The sequence below is a fragment of the Enterococcus gallinarum NBRC 100675 genome, from assembly GCF_001544275.1.
Classification (GTDB): Bacteria; Bacillota; Bacilli; order Lactobacillales; family Enterococcaceae; genus Enterococcus_D; species Enterococcus_D gallinarum.
Genome location: NZ_BCQE01000005.1, coordinates 11,778 through 26,577, shown reverse-complemented (window position 1 = coordinate 26,577; position 14,800 = coordinate 11,778). Strand labels below are relative to the sequence as shown.

Sequence of the window (14,800 nt, the reverse complement as noted above, 5' to 3'; positions counted from 1 at the left end):
TGTCAGTGATGAAAAAGAATTTGAAATACAACATTACTTGGTTAGCACTCGCCGCTGTTATCTACTTCGGTTTGTTTGCAGCTTATAACGGCGGGTTGATCAATCTATTTTCAGACGCGATCATCGTCAATATCGGAATCAATATTATTTTAGCAGTAGGGCTAAATTTAATTATTGGTTTTTCGGGACAATTCTCTTTAGGTCATGCAGGTTTTATGGCGATTGGTGCTTATGCAGGAGCAATTTTAACAGCCAACAACCCTACATTTGGCGGATTTCTTTCTGGTCTGATCGTGGGGATGTTCGTTTCAGGGCTGATCGCACTAGTTGTCGGGATTCCAACATTGCGCTTGAAAGGAGACTACTTAGCGATTGCAACGTTAGGTGTTTCAGAGATTATCCGTATCTTATTAGTCAATTTACGAGGATTGACGAATGGACCTGCAGGGATATTCGGGTTACCGCAATTCAGTAATTGGCAAATCGTCTTTCTTTTTGCTGTCGGCTCAATCTTGGTGGTCTCTAATTTTATCCATAGTGGTCCAGGACGAGCCACATTAGCGATACGAGAAGATGAGATCGCTGCGGAAGCAATGGGGGTCAATACAACGAAATACAAAGTGATTGCTTTTGTGATGGGTGCTGTCATGGCTAGTATTGCCGGTACATTATATGCAAGTTATCAACAATCGGTATTTCCGAAAGATTATGGCTTTATGAAATCGATCGATGTCCTGATCATCGTTGTGTTTGGCGGGATTGGTAGTACGACAGGAGCAGTGGTTTCAGCGGTCGTATTAGGTATATTGAATATGTACTTACAAGGCTTCTCAGATTTGCGCATGATTATTTACGCACTGGCATTGATCGCCATTATGATTTTCAAGCCAAGTGGACTTTTGGGAACTTGGGAATTTTCTGTGAAGCGCATCTTTGATAAATTTACAAAAAAGGGGGATGACACGAATGCCTCTATTGGAAGTTAAGAAGCTGACTAAGAACTTTGGTGGTTTGGCGGCAGTTTCACATGTCGATTTACATTTAGAAACTAATGAACTAGTTGGCTTGATTGGTCCGAATGGTGCAGGGAAAACGACACTCTTCAATCTGCTGACAGGCGTCTATGAACCAAGTGAAGGCGACGTTCTTTTAGAAGAACAAGGACAATCCAAGCGATTGAATGGGGAGAAGCCCTATCATATCGCAGCTATGGGATTATCCCGCACCTTCCAAAACATTCGGTTGTTCAAAGACCTTACAGTGATGGACAATGTTCTGATTGCCATGAACAGCAAACAAAAAGAAGGTTTTTTTACGAGTGTGTTGCGGTTGCCAAAGTTTTATCACAAAGAAGCTGCAATGAAAGAGAAAGTCATGGAATTATTGCGTATCTTTGACTTAGAAAATAAAAGCCAAACACTAGCAAAAAATCTTCCTTACGGTGAACAACGACGTCTTGAGATCGTTCGGGCATTGGCTACTGAACCAAAGATCCTTTTTCTTGATGAGCCAGCCGCCGGGATGAATCCTCAGGAAACAGCGGAACTGACTAAATTGATCTACCGTATCCAAAAAGATTTTCAATTGACGATTTTATTGATCGAACATGACATGAGTTTAGTCATGGAGGTTTGTGAACGCATCTATGTACTGGAATATGGGCAAGTGATTGCTCATGGAAAGCCAGAAGAGATCAAAAATGATCCGCGAGTGATCGAAGCCTATTTAGGAGGGGAACTCTAATGTTGCGTATTGAAAATTTAAGTGTCCATTACGGCATGATCCAAGCGGTTCATGATGTTTCCTTTGAAGTCAATCAAGGAGAGATCGTCTCGTTGATCGGTGCCAATGGTGCAGGGAAAACGACGATTCTGCGGACGATTTCCGGTCTGATCCGACCCTCTAAAGGCACGATTCTCTTTGAAGGCAAACCCATCCAAAAAGAAGCTCCACAAAAAATCGTTGCTAATGGATTATCACAAGTACCTGAAGGGCGTCACGTTTTTCCAGGACTCTCCGTTCAAGAAAACCTTGAGATGGGCGCTTTTTTGCGAAAAGACAATCAAGTCAAAGAGGACTATCAGCAGGTCTTCACGAAATTTCCTGTCCTAAAAGAACGACTAAGTCAAGATGCTTCAACGTTATCAGGAGGAGAACAGCAGATGTTGGCAATGGGACGTGCACTGATGTCCAAGCCTCGGTTGCTTTTACTCGATGAACCATCCATGGGCTTAGCCCCAATATTCATCAAAGAGATCTTCTCGATTATCCAAGAAATCAAACAGCAAGGAACAACCGTTTTATTGATTGAGCAGAATGCCAAAATGGCTTTGTCCATTGCTGACCGAGGGTATGTTCTAGAGACCGGTAAAATCGTCTTGCAAGGAAGCGGGCAAGAGTTATTGGAAAGTGATGAAGTCAAGAAAGCCTATCTAGGCGGTTGATAGCTTACAACAAGGAGGATGAAAAATGAGCGTACGTGATTTTATGACCAAGAATGTCATCACTGTTCATTCGGCAATGCCAATATTTGATGCGATAGACTTAATGAAAAAGCATGACATCCATCGATTGCCGGTTGTTGATCAGCAACGGTTAGTTGGCCTGATTACAGAAGGCACGATTGCAGAAGCAATGCCTTCAAAAGCGACAAGTTTAAGTGTTTATGAAATGAATTATTTATTAAACAAAACGACTGTAGCAGATATCATGCTGAAGAAAGTGACCACCATCAAACCGGAGGCGCTGCTAGAAGACGCGATTGCAGTCATGCGGGAAGAAAATGTCGGTGTGTTGCCTGTGTTAGCAGATGACGAACTAGTAGGGATCATTACGAATAATGATATCTTCGATGCATTCTTGAAGATCACAGGTTATTATGAGGGCGGTACAAGAGTAGCTCTTGAGATTATTGATGACCACAGCGGTGTCTTAGCGGAAATCACGCAGTTATTAGCAGATCATCAATTAAGTATTTTAACGATCGTGGTCAATCGAATGGCTTTGAAAACGATCGTAGAGATTCAAGTTGAATCCAGGCAAGTGTCAGAAATCGAGAAAATTTTTGCCAATGCTGGGTATACGGTATTGAGTGCGGTATTGACCAATCAAAAATAAGCAAAAATCATGCAAACACAATCAGTGATTGCATGATTTTTTTTGGGGTGAATGGTTGACTAGATTTGCTTTTGCTTTGCGGTGTTTTCTGGTAGAATAAACAAGGTATCTGAAAGAGGTGAGTATGATGTCGAAAAAAAATAAAGATATTGAAGTCCGTGTGGAAGAAACCGTTAAGGTGATCCAAGGAAAAGAATATGAAGTCCATCAACTAGTATTAGGGAAAAAAGTGATTGGTGAAATTCTCGCATCCGGTCCGAAAGAATTCCAAAGCTTTCTAGGCGAAGAAGATTTAGGTGCAAGCCGAACTTTGGATGCAGCAATTGAAACGATTTTGCGCCAATGGAACTTACATGAATAATTTCTTAAAAAAAATGACATTTTGCTCTTGCAATTTGTTATATTTTTAGGTATTATAACTGAGTCAGGTTTTTTAAAAGCCGTTTGGAGGAGTAGCGAAGTGGCTAAACGCGACGGACTGTAAATCCGTTCCTTCGGGTTCAGTGGTTCGAATCCACTCTCCTCCACCATTGGGGTATAGCCAAGCGGTAAGGCAACGGACTTTGACTCCGTCATGCGTTGGTTCGAATCCAGCTACCCCAGTCAGTGAACAATCAAGAAAAGTCAGCAAGCATGTCTTGCTGACTTTTCTTCGTTATTTATAGCAAAATTCTAAGGGTTAAAAGTTGAAGATTTTTTTTATTTACGATAGGCTATAGGTAAAGAACTCAGGAGATGAGAAGATGAAATTTAAATTGAATCTAAAAGAAAAAGTCACCGAAGCAGCTGAGCATGTTTATGATGTTGTCAAACGTGAAGACTATGCTATTCGTATTGCACCAAAAGGTATCAAAGTTACACAATTGCGTAAAACAAAAGATACAATCAAATGGCGTTCAAAGAATCATTGATCGCGAAAAGACATTGAGTAAAACAGCCTAATAACAAATAAATCGGACAAGAGTTGTCACCCGTTTCACGTTTTCCTGATTTCTGAGAGGAAGTACTGGGGAGGCAACTCTGGTTCGGTTTTTTGATTTATACGATAATACTCTTCTTCCCGTATGTTACCCTTCGATTTCGATACCGAGAACGGTTAAGTGTCCATTGGCGACTAATTTAATGACCAGTTTAGCTAGTTGGTCAGGAGTCATTTGACTATCGGCAGTAAGCCACCAGTGCAGAGTACCAACAAAAATCGATGTCATATATTCAATAACGAAATCCAGTGGTACTTCGATAGAGCTTTCTGTAATTTTTAATTTTGAAAAAATATGGTCATATTGTTCATAGAGAATCTCCGCGATTCGTTGCCGGACTAATTCGATGGCCGCGCCATCCATGATAGTCAGATAAAAAAAGCGATTGTCCTGAATGTGCTGATAGATTTTTGTCATCGCCAGTTCGACTCGTTTGATCTTGATTCGATTTCCCTGGACTAAATCTTCAAGGGACAAAATCGAAGTAAAGGAGTCGATTGCCATATCAAAAATTTTTTCATATAAATCTTGTTTGTCTTTATAATGAGCATAGAATGTCGCACGATTGATCATGGCTTCGTCGGCAATATCTTGGACAGTCACTTGATCGTAGCCTTTTTGCTCTACGAGTCGGATAAAAGCCTCCATGATATGTTTATTCGTACGTTGAACCCGCAAATCAACTTTTTTCATTTTGTGAACTTCCTCTCAATTTAAGCGACACTTTTACCGTTCCTGTTGCTTATCTCACACATCACATGAATCTGTTTGTTGAAATGTCAATAGATTGTTCTTAAAATAGACATAAGTATTATAACAAACAGTTTGTAAGATAATCAACAAAGTGTTGGATAAAGCGGAGGCACCCTATGAAAAAATTAAATGCTGGTATCGATGTAGGATCGACGACTGTCAAAATGGTGGTCTTGAATGAAAAAAAGCAGCCCCTCTTTGCCAAGTATGAACGCCACTATTCGGATATCAAAACTGCCACAAAAAAAGTTTTACTGGAAGCTCAGGAAGTCATCGGTAATCAACAGGTCGCACTAGCAATCACTGGCTCTGGAGGGATGGGACTGGCCGAAGTTTTAGCGATCCCTTTCGTGCAAGAGGTCATTGCCTGTACTAAAACAGTTGAGACACTGATTCCTGAAACAAATGTTGCCATTGAATTAGGGGGAGAAGATGCCAAAATAACCTTTTTTGAAGGGGCGTTGGAACAACGAATGAATGGTAGCTGTGCAGGTGGGACGGGTGCGTTTATCGATCAAATGGCGGTATTGTTGAAAACCGATGCCAATGGTGTAAATGATTTAGCGAAAAATTATCAAACGATCTATCCTATCGCTTCCCGCTGCGGGGTATTCGCAAAAACAGATGTGCAGCCTTTGATCAATGAAGGAGCGGATAAAGCCGATATCGCCGCCAGTATTTTTCAAGCAGTGGTCAATCAGACGATTGCAGGGTTAGCTGCTGGTCGTAAAATCAAGGGGAAAGTGGCTTTTTTAGGTGGTCCCCTTTATTTCATGTCTGAACTACGGCGCCGCTTTGTGGAGACACTGCAGATTGCTGAAGAAGACGTTATTTTTCCAGAAAATCCCCAGCTGTTTGTTGCGATCGGCGCCGCTTTATATGGAGAAGAAACAGCTCAACTCAATACATTATTAGCTCGGTTATCAACCGATGATTCAGCGAAATTGCAACCGTCCCACACATTGGCGCCGCTATTTGCTACGGAAGAAGAGCTCGCAGTTTTTAGACAGCGTCATGGACAATCTTCGGTGGAAGAAAAAAAACTTGCTTCTCATACAGGAGCAGCCTTTCTCGGCATCGATGCGGGTTCAACGACAACGAAAGTCGTATTGATCGACGAAGTGGGGAGGATTCTTTACTCTTTTTATGGCAACAATGAAGGGCAGCCATTGGAAACCACCATGCGGGTATTACAGGAAATGTATCAGCAGATGCCCCCAGTTGTCTTCATTGGGAAAGCTGCGGTCACAGGGTATGGGGAACAGTTGATCAAAAATGCACTGAAAATTGACATTGGTGAAGTTGAAACGATGGCTCATTATAAAGCCGCCGAACATTTCCAACCGGGGGTCGATTTTATTTTGGACATTGGTGGGCAGGATATGAAGGCCATGACTATCAAAGATGGTGCGCTCTCTTCGATCCAGCTGAATGAAGCTTGTTCCTCAGGCTGTGGGTCCTTTGTTGAAACCTTTGCGCGTTCGCTGAAATACGAAGTCAAAGAATTTGCGTTGGCAGCCACTACTGCCAAGAATCCAGTCGATCTTGGTTCTCGCTGTACGGTATTCATGAATTCAAAAGTGAAACAAGTCCAAAAAGAAGGCGCGTCTGTCGGGGATATTTCTGCGGGTCTCTCCTATTCTGTGATCAAAAATGCCTTGTATAAAGTGATCAAAATTCGGCGCCCGGAAGATCTAGGCGAGAAAATCGTCTGCCAAGGAGGAACTTTTTATAATGAGGCGGTGTTACGAGCTTTTGAAAAAATCAGCGGCAGGGAAGTCGTTCGGCCATCAATCGCTGGCTTGATGGGTGCTTATGGTGCAGCACTGATTGCGTTAGAAAATTACGAGATTGGTGAAGTCACAACCTTGCTTTCAAGTGATGATTTGAGCCAGTTTACTGCTGAAAAAGAATTCACTCATTGCGGGTTATGTGAAAATAATTGTATGCTGACTGTCACTTTATTCTCGGATGGACGCAAATTTATTACCGGAAATCGCTGCGAGCGGGGTGCCCGCATCAAAATCAAAAAAGAAGAGCGCAAGATAAATTTAGTCGATTACAAATACCGCCGCTTGTTTAAGTATCGCCCGCTTCGCAAAAAAGAAGCGTCTCGTGGGCGTATCGGCATTCCTCGTGTATTGAATCTATATGAAAACTATCCGTTATGGCATACTTTTTTTACAGAACTGGGCTTTCGCGTTGAATTGTCCCCACGATCAAACAAAAAATTGTATGAGAAAGGTATCGAGACGATTCCAAGTGATACCGCTTGTTATCCGGCCAAAATCGCTCATGGACATATTCAAGCGTTGATTGATCAAGGGGTCCCATTGATTTTTTATCCAGGAATTATTTTTGAAAGACCAGAAACAGCGCAGGCTGAGAATCATTTCAACTGTCCCATCGTACAAAGCTACCCTGACGTCATTCGCAACAATCTGGATGATATCCGCGCTGGTCGTGTGGATTATCGGAACCCGTTTTTAAATTTGGCAGACGAAGCTTCGATGGTCAAAGTGTTGACGGAAGAATTCCAAGATTTGGGTATCACTGAGACAGAGATCGCGCACGCATTGCGGCATGGTTTTGAAGAATTGGATCAATTTAAGCTAGATGTCTGTCAGCAAGGGGAAAAAACCTTACGGATGCTGACCGAAACCAATCAGCGGGGCATCGTACTTTCTGGCAGACCCTATCATTTGGATCCGGAGATCAATCATGGGATCGCAGAAGTGATCACCCAAGAGGGCTTTCATGTATTAACAGAAGATAGCATTGCGCATTTGGGAAATGTCGGTCATTTACGTGTCGTTAATCAGTGGGTTTACCATTCTCGTTTATATGCCGCAGCACGGGTCGTCGCCAAAAGCAAGCAGTTGGAATTGGTCCAACTAAACTCCTTTGGTTGTGGAATCGACGCCGTCACAACAGATCAAGTAGAAGAGATCATGGAACAATATGGCAAACTGTACACTGTATTGAAAATCGATGAAGGGGCTAATTTAGGCGCCATTCGGATCCGCTTACGCTCTCTTAAGGCAGCTGTCAATGAAAGGGAGAAAAACCATTTTATTCCTACTCAACGTTTTGAAGAACCTGCCAAGATCACATTTACTAAAAAAATGCGTAAACAACATACTTTGTTATTACCCATGCTAAGCCCAATCCATCAAAGCGGGTTAGTCGACGTGGCACTGCAAGCTTCGGGATACAATGTGGTCTGCTTGCCGGCGGATGATCGAGAAGCAGTCAATGTGGGCCTGCGTTTCGTAAATAACGATGCTTGCTATCCAGCCATTATTTCCATCGGTCAATTGATCGAAGCACTCCAAAGTGGAAAATATGACTTGCAAAACACTAGCGTATTGATGACACAAACGGGCGGAGGATGTCGGGCAACCAATTATATCCCGCTGCTGCGTAAAGCATTGAACGATGCGGGTTTTCCACAAGTTCCCGTCGTTTCGGTCTCCATGGGAAATCAAGGCGTGGAGTCAAATCCTGGCTTTAAGTTTACATTACCAATGCTGAAACGGGTAGCTGTTGCATTTTTGTATGGAGATTTATTTGAACGAGTTGTTTATCGTACGCGGCCTTATGAAGCCATCTCTGGTTCTGTGGATCGGCTTCATGAAACGTGGCTCAAAAAAGTCGAAAAAAACGTACGTAACGGTTCTTTTACTTTGTTCAACCATAATATGAAAAAAATCATTGCCGATTTTGATACCATTGATTTGCAAGATATCATCAAGCCGCGAGTCGGTGTGGTAGGCGAGATCTTAGTGAAGTACTCACCTACGGCTAATAATGATATCGTGCGGCTCTTGGAAGCTGAAGGGGCAGAAGCGGTAGTACCAGACATGGTTGGTTTTATGAATTATTCGCTTTATAATCAGATTTGGCGCTATCAAAACCTAGGAATGGCCAAAAAAAGCAAATGGATCGCTGAATTTGCCATTGGATTGATCGAACGGATCCAAAAACCGATGGACCGAGCGTTACGGGCTTCTCAGCGATTTGAAGGATTACACTCGATTTATCAATTAGCAGATGATGCTAGCAAAATCTTATCTATTGGTAATCATACGGGTGAAGGGTGGTTTTTGACTGGTGAAATGATTGATCTATTGAAATCCGATGTGACTAATATCGTTTGCATGCAGCCTTTTGGTTGTTTGCCAAATCATGTGGTCGGCAAGGGTGTGATCAAAGAACTGCGGCACCAATATCCTAAAGCCAATATTGCTGCGATTGATTATGATCCTGGAGTCTCCATGGTCAATCAATTGAATCGGATTCGTTTAATGTTGGCAACGGCCAATAAAGCTTTGCAAAGCAGCAACTAACATTCAGCGCTTTAACTATCCAATAAGACTGTACCAATTTGAGGGAACTTTTTTTCTTATTTTGTCTTTTGCAAGAAGAACAGAATGAAAAAAAGGATTTTTCCCTTAAATTGACAGTCTTTTTAGTTTTTTCATTGGTTATTTAGGTATATACCAGTTATAATAGAAACTGAATGGAGGAATAGACTATGGCAGAGAACTTACCCGTATACATACAGATACATGATCAAATCAAAGCAAACATCGAGAATGAAACCTACAAAATCGGTGACCGTTTGCCTTCTGAGCGCGAGTTAGCGAAACAATTCGGTGTTAGTCGCATGACATTGCGCCAAGCTATTCAGACACTAGCCGACGAAGGGATTTTGGAAAGAAAAATTGGATCAGGAACTTATGTGGCTCGTCAGAAAGTACAGGAGAAAATGAGCGGAACCACGAGTTTTACTGAGATCATGCGCTCACTTGGACGGGTGCCTTCTAGTAAAGCAGTGGCTTACTTCTTGACAGCACCAAGTTCGAGTGAAATGGAAAAGTTGCAATTAGAAGGGCATGAGACGATTTTACGGATGGAACGCATTCGTTATGCAGATGATGTACCTATTTGTTTTGAAGTGGCGAGTATTCCAGAGAAACTGATTCACAATTTTAGTAAAGAAGAAATCATCTCATCTTTGTATCATGTGTTAGAAGAAAAGGGTGGTCATAAGATCGGGGCTGCCTCACAAACGATCTCAGCAATGATTGCTTCGGAGCAAATCGCTGATTACTTGCAGATTAAACGCGGGGATGCAATTTTAAGAATGCGGCAAATTACCTGTTTTGAAAACGGACAACCATTTGAATACGTGCGTACACAATACGTAGGGAATCGTTTTGAGTTTTATTTAGAAAAATAAGACAGGAAATAGAAAGATATATTGACCAAAGTGAAAGATAAAAGCGAAGCTAGTAAACGAGGTGAAAGAGTAGAGAGAATTGTCAGAAATGATGCCTCAAGCAGATTCATGAGGCATCGCTTGACAATTAGCTATTTGAACAATCATTCTGCTTCACTAGCAAGTAATGACAACACAAATTTGATCTGTTTCTCAGGAAATCGGTCGTTCCACATAGCTGACAGGGCCATGTGCGATCTCTAGTTGTCCTTGTAACAGATCTGTTAGATCGGCTTCTATCGCGGGCAAGGATGTTTCGGGAACCATCAGCGTTACTCGGATTTTATCCGTATAGTCAATGGATGACAAGTGAATGTTTTGATGCTCTAAGTGATTCTGCAGCCTTCCTAGCTGAGGATAATCAATGGTCAAATAAAGTGTTTGGTTAAGTGTCCCTTCAACGATACCGATTTCCTTTAAGGCAGCGGCAACAGTGCTTGCATAAGCGCGGATCAAACCGCCAGCGCCTAATTTCGTTCCACCAAAGTAACGGGTCACAACAGCAACCACATTGATTAATTCATTTTTTTTGAGAACATCTAGCATGGGAACACCAGCGGTACCGCTTGGTTCCCCATCGTCGCTGCTTCGTTGGATCTCGTTGTTTTCGCCAATAACAAAAGCACTGCAATTATGATTGGCCTTCCAATGCTCTTTTTTGAGGGCGAGGATGAATGCTTTGGCTTCCTCTTCGGAAGTGACACGTTTAAGGGAACAAATGAATCGGGATTTCTTGATTTCTTGTTCACTTTGTCCATCCTCACGAATGGTGCGGTAACTATTCTTCATAGGCTCCTCCTTTTATTTTCAGTATAGGTAATGTGGAGAAAAGTTTCAATGAAAGAAATCAGTAAAGAATAAGTGAACGGATAAAAAAGGAGGCGTTGCCATTGAGTAAACGCAAGAAATACGATATCATCACTCATTACTTAAAATCTAATGGCGGTTCTCAAGTCACATTGACTTTCACACAATTTGATGAACTGTTATTTCCGGCGACAGGGCTGCCAAAGAGTGCCCGCAAAAGCATTGATTGGTGGGCTAATGATTATCGGCATCCGGAAAACGGGGCCTATGCTTGGTTGAATGCAAGATATGAAGTGGTTCACGTGAATTTAAAGAAGGAATATGTTGTTTTCAATCAATTGGTCAAGTCCAATTGGTTAATAGACAGTAAGCGTTGACAAATTTGAAACTTGTTCTATACTAGGAATAGGTAATGTTATATTATTTAAAATTTTAGGGAGTGTTCGATATGGCTAAAAAAACGATTATGTTAGTTTGTTCCGCAGGAATGAGCACCAGCTTATTAGTGACAAAAATGCAGAAAGCTGCTGATGCAAAAGGTCTTGATACAGATATTTTTGCTGTTTCCGCTTCAGAAGCAGATCAACATTTAGAAAGCAAAGATGTGAACGTTTTATTATTAGGCCCTCAAGTTCGTTTCATGAAAGGCGATTTTGAAAAACGTTTAGCACCAAAGGGAATCCCATTGGAAGTTATCAACATGGCTGACTATGGTATGATGAATGGTGAAAAAGTGTTGGATCAAGCATTGACATTGATTGGTGAATAAGCCCAATCCGTTTTCAACGATTACTTAAGACTATTGATTAGAACCTTACAGGTTTCGAATTTCTCTGTTTTGGCAGAAAATGAGAACTAGTAAGGTTCTTTTTTTTGTGTATGGCGTACTTTATTTGTGTCGAGTGTTCAAGACTTTCAAAAATTAAAAAGCCTCGAAAAAGGCACTGCTTTGAAGGTTTGGATATACAAAAATAATGGAAGGAAGAGTGAGATGGGAGTAGGCGGACGTCAAATTTTAGTAAACGAAAGGGAATGCAGCAATGCCGACAAAACAAATGGTCAAATTCGTCCAGCTGTCTTAGTCAATGAGGGACAGATTGAATGTCAGCGTTGTGGCAGCTGCTTCAATAAAGAGACGGTACAGCTGCCAACAGGGATTCACTATTGCCCCACCTGTATTCATTACGGTCGGTCAGATACGTCAAAAATCTTTGTGACAGTTCCCGAACAAAGCGATGTCAGCTTTCCAGAGATTGATTGGCCAGGTCCGCTAACGGTCTTTCAAAAAAGAATCTCACAAGCGTTGGTAAGAAATTATCAACAAAAAAAAGCGACATTGGTTTGGTCAGTAACCGGCTCTGGCAAAACGGAAATGATTTTTGAGGTGATACAAGTGGCGAGACTAAAAGGACATCGGGTAGCTGTCGTCTCTCCGCGAATCGATGTGTGCCGCGAACTGTTCCCTCGGATCCAACAAGCATTCCCCAAAGAATCTTGTTTACTGCTTTACGGAGATTCAGAAGAGGAGTATCGCTATACAGACTTGCTTGTTGCGACCATTCACCAACTTCTGCATTTTTATCAGGCGTTTGATTTGATGATCGTTGATGAAGTAGATGCTTTTCCTTATGAAGGGGACCAGCAACTAAGATTTGGGTTAATGAATGCATTGAAAGCGACCGGCTGTCTGATTTATCTAAGTGCCACACCTTCAGATGCATTACTAAAAGAAACATCAAATTTTGCAGTGGAAAAAATGCCGCTGCGTTTTCATCAGCGACCGCTGATCGTTCCTCAACTGATTTGGTATGAAGGCTGGCGTAACGTGTATCAAACAAAAAGAAGATTACGGCGCTTATTGTCTCATCTGCAACGCCTGTCTCAAACAAATTTTGTCTTAGTTTTTTGCCCAAGTATTGTTTTTATGGAACGGCTAGAAAAAGCTGTTCGATCATTCTTAAAAGAGGTTACGATAACCAGTGTTTCAGCAAAAGACCCTGCTCGAATAGAAAAAGTAGTCAAGGCGCGCAATTCAAAGTATCAGATTCTTTTCACAACTACCATCTTGGAACGAGGTGTTACCTTTGAAAATGTTTCTGTAGTGGTGATGGGAGCGGATCATCCTGTTTTTTCTAAATCAGCACTGGTCCAGATCGCTGGACGAGTTGATCGAAAAGGTCCATTCAATCAAGGAGAAGTTCTCTTTTTCTATGATCAAGCAACATCAGCGATTCGTAAGGCGATCTTAGAAATCCAAGCGATGAATCGATTAGCAAAGGAGTGGCTGGCAAGTGAAGTGTAGCTGGTGCCAACAGGAGTTTGCACGAGAACTGTGGCTGCGGGAGATTTTATGGCCATTAGGAATTCCTGCTTCAGAGAAGTGTCCAGACTGTGGGAGTAAATTGCAGCTTATTGATTTGACTAGCTGTTGCAAGACATGTTGTAATGAAAGCCAAAATTGTCGGGATTGTCGCTATTGGCGGCAACGTTATCCAAAGTTTCAGCTGCAGCATCGTGCTCTGATGAGATACAATCAAGGAATGCAGGAGTGGCTCCATCAATACAAATTAATGGGCGATTTTCGTCTGCGAGCTACCTTTCTCCCAGAGATCAAGCAAGCTTTCAAAGGACTGCTCTATGATCTGGTCATCCCGATCCCCCTTTCTCATGAACGCTATCAGCAGCGTGGCTTTAATCAAGTGACAGCAGTATTACAAGCTGCTGGGATTGATTACCGATCCTTACTAAAGAAAAAGATCCATTTACCTCCTCAAGCAGCAATGACTAGAAATGAACGATTAGCAGCTCCGCAACCATTTATTATCGAAAAGGGTCAAGAAATCAAGGACAAACGTGTGTTGCTGGTGGATGATGTGTATACGACTGGACAAACAATTTATCATGCAGCAGAAGTACTTTTGACTTGCCAGCCGAAAACGATCACGTCCTTTTCTTTTGCCAGATAAGGAATTGTAAACGCTTAAAAAAATCTTAGCGATTTGCTTTCCAAATGCAAGATACTTCGATATAATAGAGTTAAGAAGAAGAAGAGAGTGGTCCTTTTCCTTCTTAGTGTGGTAGACGAAAGGGGTAATTTTTATGTTTAGATATAATGTACGTGGCGAAAATATCGAGGTAACTGAAGCGATCCGCGATTACGTTGAGAAAAAAGTAGGTAAACTAGAACGTTATTTTAATGATGTGCCTGAAGCAACAGCGCATGTTAATTTGAAAGTATATACCGAAAAAACAGCAAAAGTTGAAGTAACCATTCCGTTACCATTCCTAGTCTTGCGTGCGGAAGAAACTTCTCCTGATCTATATGCAAGTATTGATTTGGTTGTTGATAAATTGGAACGCCAAATCCGTAAATTCAAAACGAAAATCAACCGTAAATCTCGGGAAACAGCTTTAGTGGCTCCAGACAATGGCGACTTATTCACAACGGATACAAACGAAGAAGAGACCAATGGAGCAGAACTAGACATTGTACGTACAAAACGTCTTTCTCTAAAACCGATGGATAGCGAAGAAGCCGTTTTGCAAATGAATATGCTAGGACATAACTTCTTCATTTTTGAAGATGCCGAAACAAACGGCACAAGCATTGTTTATCGCCGTAAAGACGGCAAGTATGGATTGATCGAAACCGATTGATCAAAGAATGACTTGCCGGAAATCCCCAAAAAAGTCTTTTTTGACAGAGCAGAGTGATTTGCTCTGTTTTTTTGAATAAAAAAGCTGTGATAAAAGGGGTCGCTAAATGAAATGATTCGCTGAGTGAAATGAAATTGCCCCTATGATCCTGCAGGTGTAAATCCGATCTGCAGGATCATAGAGGCAATTTTATGGCCTTTCG

At 41.7% G+C, this 14,800-nt stretch carries 15 protein-coding genes and 2 tRNA genes; 15 read left to right on the top strand and 2 right to left on the bottom strand.

Annotated elements, in window-relative coordinates; translation table 11 throughout:
- Positions 1-8: 8 nt before the first annotated feature.
- The 8 genes from EG2_RS03370 (at position 9) to EG2_RS19100 (ending at position 4,028) form a co-directional block, all read left to right on the top strand.
- Positions 9-986: a branched-chain amino acid ABC transporter permease gene (locus EG2_RS03370; RefSeq protein ID WP_005471852.1), complete on the top strand. Its 978-nt coding sequence runs from the start codon at positions 9-11 to the stop codon at positions 984-986.
- Entirely contained in the window at positions 967-1,743 is a 777-nt protein-coding gene (locus tag EG2_RS03365; protein WP_060813473.1) for an ABC transporter ATP-binding protein, read from the top strand. The genes EG2_RS03370 and EG2_RS03365 overlap by 20 nt, the downstream gene beginning before the upstream one ends.
- On the top strand, positions 1,743-2,444 hold the full coding sequence (locus EG2_RS03360) for an ABC transporter ATP-binding protein (RefSeq protein WP_005471855.1): 702 nt from the start codon (positions 1,743-1,745) through the stop codon (positions 2,442-2,444). Before EG2_RS03365 ends, EG2_RS03360 begins: the two co-directional genes overlap by 1 nt.
- A 25-nt stretch (positions 2,445-2,469) precedes the next feature.
- Entirely contained in the window at positions 2,470-3,117 is a 648-nt protein-coding gene (locus tag EG2_RS03355; protein WP_060813471.1) for a CBS and ACT domain-containing protein, read from the top strand.
- A 124-nt stretch (positions 3,118-3,241) separates the two neighbouring features.
- Positions 3,242-3,478, top strand: coding sequence for a DUF2969 domain-containing protein (locus EG2_RS03350; RefSeq protein WP_005471857.1), 237 nt, complete (start codon positions 3,242-3,244; stop codon positions 3,476-3,478).
- 85 nt (positions 3,479-3,563) lie between these two features.
- A tRNA-Tyr gene (locus EG2_RS03345) sits at positions 3,564-3,647 on the top strand.
- A 1-nt stretch (position 3,648) separates the two neighbouring features.
- A tRNA-Gln gene (locus EG2_RS03340) sits at positions 3,649-3,720 on the top strand.
- Between the two features lie 140 nt (positions 3,721-3,860).
- The gene (locus EG2_RS19100; RefSeq protein WP_003127605.1) at positions 3,861-4,028 is read left to right on the top strand and encodes a hypothetical protein; all 168 of its coding nucleotides are present in this window, start codon (positions 3,861-3,863) and stop codon (positions 4,026-4,028) included.
- A gap of 156 nt (positions 4,029-4,184) precedes the next feature.
- On the opposite strand, the gene EG2_RS03335 is transcribed toward EG2_RS19100, so the two are convergent.
- Positions 4,185-4,790 (bottom strand): TetR/AcrR family transcriptional regulator, encoded by a 606-nt coding sequence (locus EG2_RS03335; RefSeq protein ID WP_060813470.1) that lies wholly within the window; start codon positions 4,788-4,790, stop codon positions 4,185-4,187.
- Between the two features lie 176 nt (positions 4,791-4,966).
- On the opposite strand from EG2_RS03335, the gene EG2_RS03330 reads away from it, so the two are divergent.
- Positions 4,967-9,199, top strand: a complete 4,233-nt coding sequence (locus EG2_RS03330) for a 2-hydroxyacyl-CoA dehydratase (RefSeq protein WP_060813468.1) — start codon at positions 4,967-4,969, stop codon at positions 9,197-9,199.
- A 188-nt stretch (positions 9,200-9,387) separates the two neighbouring features.
- Positions 9,388-10,095: a GntR family transcriptional regulator gene (locus EG2_RS03325; protein ID WP_003127608.1), complete on the top strand. Its 708-nt coding sequence runs from the start codon at positions 9,388-9,390 to the stop codon at positions 10,093-10,095.
- A 192-nt stretch (positions 10,096-10,287) separates the two neighbouring features.
- Here the strand turns inward: EG2_RS03325 and EG2_RS03320 are convergent, their stop codons facing one another.
- Entirely contained in the window at positions 10,288-10,923 is a 636-nt protein-coding gene (locus EG2_RS03320; protein ID WP_060813466.1) for a YigZ family protein, read from the bottom strand.
- 101 nt (positions 10,924-11,024) lie between these two features.
- Here EG2_RS03320 and EG2_RS03315 point away from each other — a divergent pair, with 101 nt between their 5' ends.
- From EG2_RS03315 to hpf, 5 genes are all read left to right on the top strand, one after another.
- The gene (locus EG2_RS03315; protein WP_003127610.1) at positions 11,025-11,318 is read left to right on the top strand and encodes a DUF7662 domain-containing protein; all 294 of its coding nucleotides are present in this window, start codon (positions 11,025-11,027) and stop codon (positions 11,316-11,318) included.
- A 71-nt stretch (positions 11,319-11,389) separates the two neighbouring features.
- On the top strand, positions 11,390-11,710 hold the full coding sequence (locus EG2_RS03310) for a PTS sugar transporter subunit IIB (protein ID WP_003127611.1): 321 nt from the start codon (positions 11,390-11,392) through the stop codon (positions 11,708-11,710).
- A gap of 222 nt (positions 11,711-11,932) precedes the next feature.
- Entirely contained in the window at positions 11,933-13,243 is a 1,311-nt protein-coding gene (locus EG2_RS03305) for a DEAD/DEAH box helicase (protein WP_060813464.1), read from the top strand.
- The gene (locus EG2_RS03300) at positions 13,233-13,907 is read left to right on the top strand and encodes a ComF family protein (RefSeq protein WP_060813463.1); all 675 of its coding nucleotides are present in this window, start codon (positions 13,233-13,235) and stop codon (positions 13,905-13,907) included. The genes EG2_RS03305 and EG2_RS03300 overlap by 11 nt, the downstream gene beginning before the upstream one ends.
- Positions 13,908-14,040: 133 nt before the next feature.
- A complete protein-coding gene (hpf, locus tag EG2_RS03295; RefSeq protein ID WP_003127615.1) occupies positions 14,041-14,598 on the top strand; it encodes a ribosome hibernation-promoting factor, HPF/YfiA family in 558 nt (185 codons plus the stop codon).
- Positions 14,599-14,800 lie beyond the last annotated feature (202 nt).